Below are 4,680 nucleotides of genomic sequence, written 5' to 3' on the forward strand. Positions count from 1 at the left end.
TGGCTCCTCACCGCGAACCTCCTCGCGGCCGCCACCGCGACACCCGTCCTCGGCCGCCTCGCCGATCTCCGCGGCAAACGACCCGTCCTGCTCGGGGTGCTCGTGGTCGTGCTGCTCGGCTCCCTGATCGGTGCGCTGTCGACGTCCGTGGGAGTGCTGATCTTCGCCCGCGTGCTCCAGGGCGTGTCGTTCGCGCTGTTTCCCATCGGCATCGCGGTCCTGCGAGACGAACTTCCCGCCGAGAAGCTGACCGGGGCGATGGGGATCTTCTCCGGCACCCTCGGATTCGGCGGATGCTTCGGCATCGTCCTCACCGGTGTGCTGGTCTCCGACGGCGCCGACTTCCACCGCATCTTCTGGCTGTCGTCGGCCATCACCGCCGCCGGACTCGTCCTCGCCTGGATCGCCATCCCCCGCCGCCCGCGCGTCGGCACAGGTTCCATCGACTGGATCGGCGCGGCCGGTCTCGCCGCCGGCCTGGTCCTCGTCCTGCTGCCGCTCGCCGAGGGCGGCACCTGGGGCTGGACGTCTCCCGTCACCATCGTCAGCGGAATCGCCGGAATCCTGGTCCTGATCGGCTGGTTCCTCTACGAACGCAGGATCACCGACCCACTCGTCGCGCCCCGGCTGCTGACCAACCCACCCGTCCTCGTCACCCACCTGTCCGCACTCGTGGTCGGCATGTCGATGTTCGTGATGTTCCTGGGCAGCTCGTACTTCGTCCAGACCCCGCGCGCGGTGGCCGGATACGGCTTCGGAGCCACCGTCCTCGAGGCCAGCACCGTGTACCTGCTGCCGGGCGCGATCAGCGGCGTCCTCGCCTCGATCCTCAGCGGAAAACTGATCCACCGCTTCGGTTCCCGTGCCGTCCTCATCGCCGCGAGCGTCGTCGGCGTCTGCGGTTTCGTCGTGTTCGTCTTCGCCCACGACCGCACGTGGGAGGTGATCGCGGCCATCCTGCTGGTCAACACGTACATCAGCCTCGCGTACGCGTCGCTGCCGTCGCTGCTCGTGGCCGAGGTCCGGCAGGACGAGACCGGCGTCGCGAACAGCATCAACTCCATCGCACGGTCCGTGGGCAGTTCGTTCGCCAGTGCGCTGCTCGCGACCCTGCTCGCCGGCATCACGATCGACGGAACGGACGTCCCGACCGAATCGGCGTACGTGATCGCGTTCGTCGTCGGCGCGACCGCGGCCGCCCTCGCCGGGCTGCTGCCGTTCTTCGGGATCACGCGCACCACCCGCACCCCCTCCGACGAGGAGGAGGACGAGGTCCACGCGACCGCCCTCGCGGCCGAGTGGGGCACGGTCGGTGGCCTCGGCGGAGCGAACACCAGAGGTTCGAGTGAGCGCCCCGGTCAGAGGATAAGGGGAGTACCCCCTGAGTGAGGACATCGTCAACACTGGGCCGTGAGGGCCCAGACGAAGAGATGTCATTGATGGCGATGAATGCGTACTCGGCGGAACTCAAGGCAAAATGCCGTCGCGCAGTACCTGTCCGATCTGAGCCACACACCTTCGAGGGCATCAGCAACAACCCGAGAGTGAGCCACGAAACCCTGCGCAATTGGATGCGCGCCGAGCACAAAACGCACCGGTACCTCCACGGCCGCGCTTCGGGCAAAAGGTCGACACGACCGGCGTCGGCAGGTGCGAGTCCGTGCTGGAGCATGATCCGGGAGACGATTACGGTGGCGTCGAGATCCCGTCATCGCTGGTCTCGTCAACGGTCTCGACGGAGACCAGGGCAGCGTTGATCAGCTCGAACTGTACGGCCTGGATCCGCCCACCCTGCTGCCGCTGCGTGCCGGGGACGTCCTCGTCGTCAACGCCTCCCGCGCCGCGGTCCGCGCACACCTGACCTCCCCGATCGCGCTCGCCTACTACGTCGACACCGGGGTGCGGGTGCTGTCGTCACCGAACCTGCACGCCAATGTCATCGCCACCGACCGGCGGGCAATCATCGGCTCCGCCAACGCCTCACACAGCTCCACCATCGCCGACGAGGCCGCGGTCATCACCGACGACCCCAAGGTCGTCGCCGCCGTCCGCGCCTTCATCGACGGCATCGAGGAAACTACCGAGGTCGACCAGACATTCCTCGACAACGCCACCACGCAATGGCAAATCGGGCGCGCGGTACCGATCCCGGGATCAGCGGCCGCGGACAAGCCGACCCCGGATTCCTACCCGCAAAGATAACCTGGATGTTACTGCGGCACAATCGAATACCACCCAGGGCCCGCAACCACCGCGCCCCGGCCGGGCCACCAGCGAAATACCAGCTCGAATGGTTCCACCACGACAAGACCGACACCCGCCTGAAGCATGGGGACGGCTGGCGGAGCGTAGGTATTCAATCCGTGCGCTATTCCGGGACAGAGGCGATGTCTCGCTTCGAATGAGGAGGCTTCCGCGTCCCTCGGGGTCGCCTGCTCAGTTTTCAGTCGCGGGGTGGTAGCGTCACAAATCCGCGGGCACGACCAAGACTGAGCGATCACCGACCCTGCGTGTCGGCGGATCGTGCCGCGAGGTAGGTGGCCCAGCTAGTTTGAGCATATTGGGCCCATCTGTGTGCGGTCTGCGGAGCGATGCCGAACAGATCGCTGGCCACGACCGGTTCCAGGTCGACGATGTTGGCGATCATCGCCGAGTTGCGGGCAGCCAACGTCGGCAGGCCGTACTTCTTCAGGTCTCTGTGCAGGGCCGTTGTGTTGCGGGGTCGACTCGGTGGCATGCCGGGAAACATCCAGGCCGGCACCCCCGGACCCGAGTACGCCCGCCCGGCGGATCGCCTCACCCCGGTCAGTTCCTCGATCAGGGCAGCCAGCGAGGGGGGAAGGACGACCGCGTTCTGTTCGATTACCAGATAGGCGTGGGTGTCGTCGCGGTGGAATCGGTCATAGGTCAGTTCGACGATGTGGGCCACCGGTATGGCGTAGAGCCGGACCAGCGCGCCGACGATGCGAATCTCGAGCGGAAGTTCGTCGTCGGTCAGGCACCGTCGTAGTTGCTCGGCATGGTCGTCGTGGTCCTGGAACCGCTGTGGGAGTCCGTCCTTCCTGCGAGGAACTTCGATTCCCGTGATCAGGCGCCGTGCCTGCATCCAGGCCAGGAAGGTGCCCAACGCTCGGGATTTGGAGGGGCGGGTGTCGAAGTAGGTATCGACGTGATGCTGGCCCAGGGTGCCGATTGAGGCCCCCTCGTCGGTGAGCCAGCTCAGGAAGGTGATGGCGCACCGGATCCGTTGCCGGTTCGATGCGTCCGCGCTAGGGCGGAATTGCCCGCGGGCTGCCCGGAGTCGGGCACGGCGCACGAGGTGCCATTCGGCGTAGGCGCGGATGACGGGCTGATGTTGGGCCGGGAGGGTGGGGACGATGCGATCGACCCAGAGTTGGAGCTGAGCCAACGCCTCGTTGCGCTGCGGTACAACGCCCGCGGCGACGAATGCCGCGCGGATGTGACGGGTTCGACGGTTTTGCGGGAGTGTGTCGATCTCCTCGTGGGTGATACCGCGGCCCGCTCGGACGAGCGCGGCCAGCACGGCCAGCGAGTTGTCGTTGACCACCCAGGTATGGACGGTGCCCGGGCTTACCGCGGCGAGCGCGTCGAACATGGGCTTCAGGCGGGCATCACCTGCCGATCCCACGTCGCCGAGGAGTGTGGTGATCTTCGCGAGCACCAGGCACCGATCGCATCGGCCGTCGCGGAACCCCGGCCCCTCCTCGCCGCAGCTTCTGCAGGCGAAGTTCAGATCGACACCACCGCATCGGGTGCACACGGCATCGCCGGAGTCGTTGACGCAAACCAGGATCCGGTCCTTCTTGCACTCTGCGCAGGTGTCGGGGTGTTCCAATCGGGTTCGGTAGCACCGCTGACAGACCGGGCCCACGGGCCACACCGCCGCTACTGCTTTTGTCTCGTCACAGATCGCACACGGACGCTTCGATTTCGGGTAGCAGGTGCTGCAGTAGAACGGGCCGCCGCGGTAGCGCACCCCATAACGGTGCCGACCACACCCCGCGCATTCGCCGACCTCGCGACAACAGCTCTGGCACATATCAGGACGGCCCTTGCCGTCACCGCGACGCTGGATCGTGCGTACTTGCCCGCAGATCCCGCACAGTCGGGACCGAGCGCCGGCGTGGCAGCTCCTGCACACGGGCCCTTTGTCCGTGTTGGCGCCGACGATCCGCACTCGGCCGCAGTGCACACACGGCCTTTTCGGATGCGAGGTGCAGCGGGTGCACAGCGGTGAGCCGTCCTCGCTGCGGCTGATGATCTCGGACGACTTGCCGCACCGTGAACACGCGCTCCGCCGGGCAGGCTCGAGACGATAACACTCGCGGCAGATCCGGCCGTCTTTGCGGCGGGCGGTGATCCTGCCGATCTGGCCGCACCGCGCGCACGTTCGCCGATCGTCCCGTTCCATGCACCGCACACAGCACCGACCCTCATGGGTGCGGCGTTTGAGGAGCTTGTCGGTGCGGCCGCAGCGGACACATCCGAGCAGGACCACCTTGTCACCGAACCCGTTGTCGGTCAGGAGCGTCAACAACCTCACCACCGACATCGGACAATGCGACGACGGTGCGACGAACGCATCGCGGTGTTCGCTCAGGTACACGTCCAGCTCGCGGGCACTCGTCACTTCCCATGCCTGTGCCTGCTGCAGCAGGC

General features: G+C 66.7%; 3 protein-coding genes and 1 pseudogene. 2 read left to right on the forward strand and 2 right to left on the reverse strand.

The genetic code is table 11. The features are described from left to right. The coding region (locus AZG88_RS32970) for an MFS transporter (protein ID WP_061700231.1) at positions 1-1,389 on the forward strand (1,389 nt) is incomplete at its 5' end. A 297-nt stretch (positions 1,390-1,686) separates the two neighbouring features. Here AZG88_RS32970 and AZG88_RS52150 read toward each other — a convergent pair. After that, positions 1,687-1,857, reverse strand: coding sequence for a hypothetical protein (locus tag AZG88_RS52150; protein WP_156517684.1), 171 nt, complete (start codon positions 1,855-1,857; stop codon positions 1,687-1,689). Between AZG88_RS52150 and AZG88_RS32975 the strand changes: the two are divergent. Further along, positions 1,774-2,336 (forward strand): annotated as a pseudogene (locus AZG88_RS32975) (phosphatidylserine/phosphatidylglycerophosphate/cardiolipin synthase family protein); the annotation flags it as partial. The gene AZG88_RS52150 and the pseudogene AZG88_RS32975 sit on opposite strands and share 84 nt — an antisense overlap. Before the next feature lie 161 nt (positions 2,337-2,497). Here the strand turns inward: AZG88_RS32975 and AZG88_RS32980 are convergent. Further along, positions 2,498-3,856, reverse strand: coding sequence for a hypothetical protein (locus tag AZG88_RS32980; RefSeq protein ID WP_061700232.1), 1,359 nt, complete (start codon positions 3,854-3,856; stop codon positions 2,498-2,500). Positions 3,857-4,680: the final 824 nt, after the last annotated feature.

Source organism: Rhodococcus sp. LB1 (assembly GCF_001583455.1).
Classification (GTDB): domain Bacteria; phylum Actinomycetota; class Actinomycetes; order Mycobacteriales; family Mycobacteriaceae; genus Rhodococcus_F; species Rhodococcus_F opacus.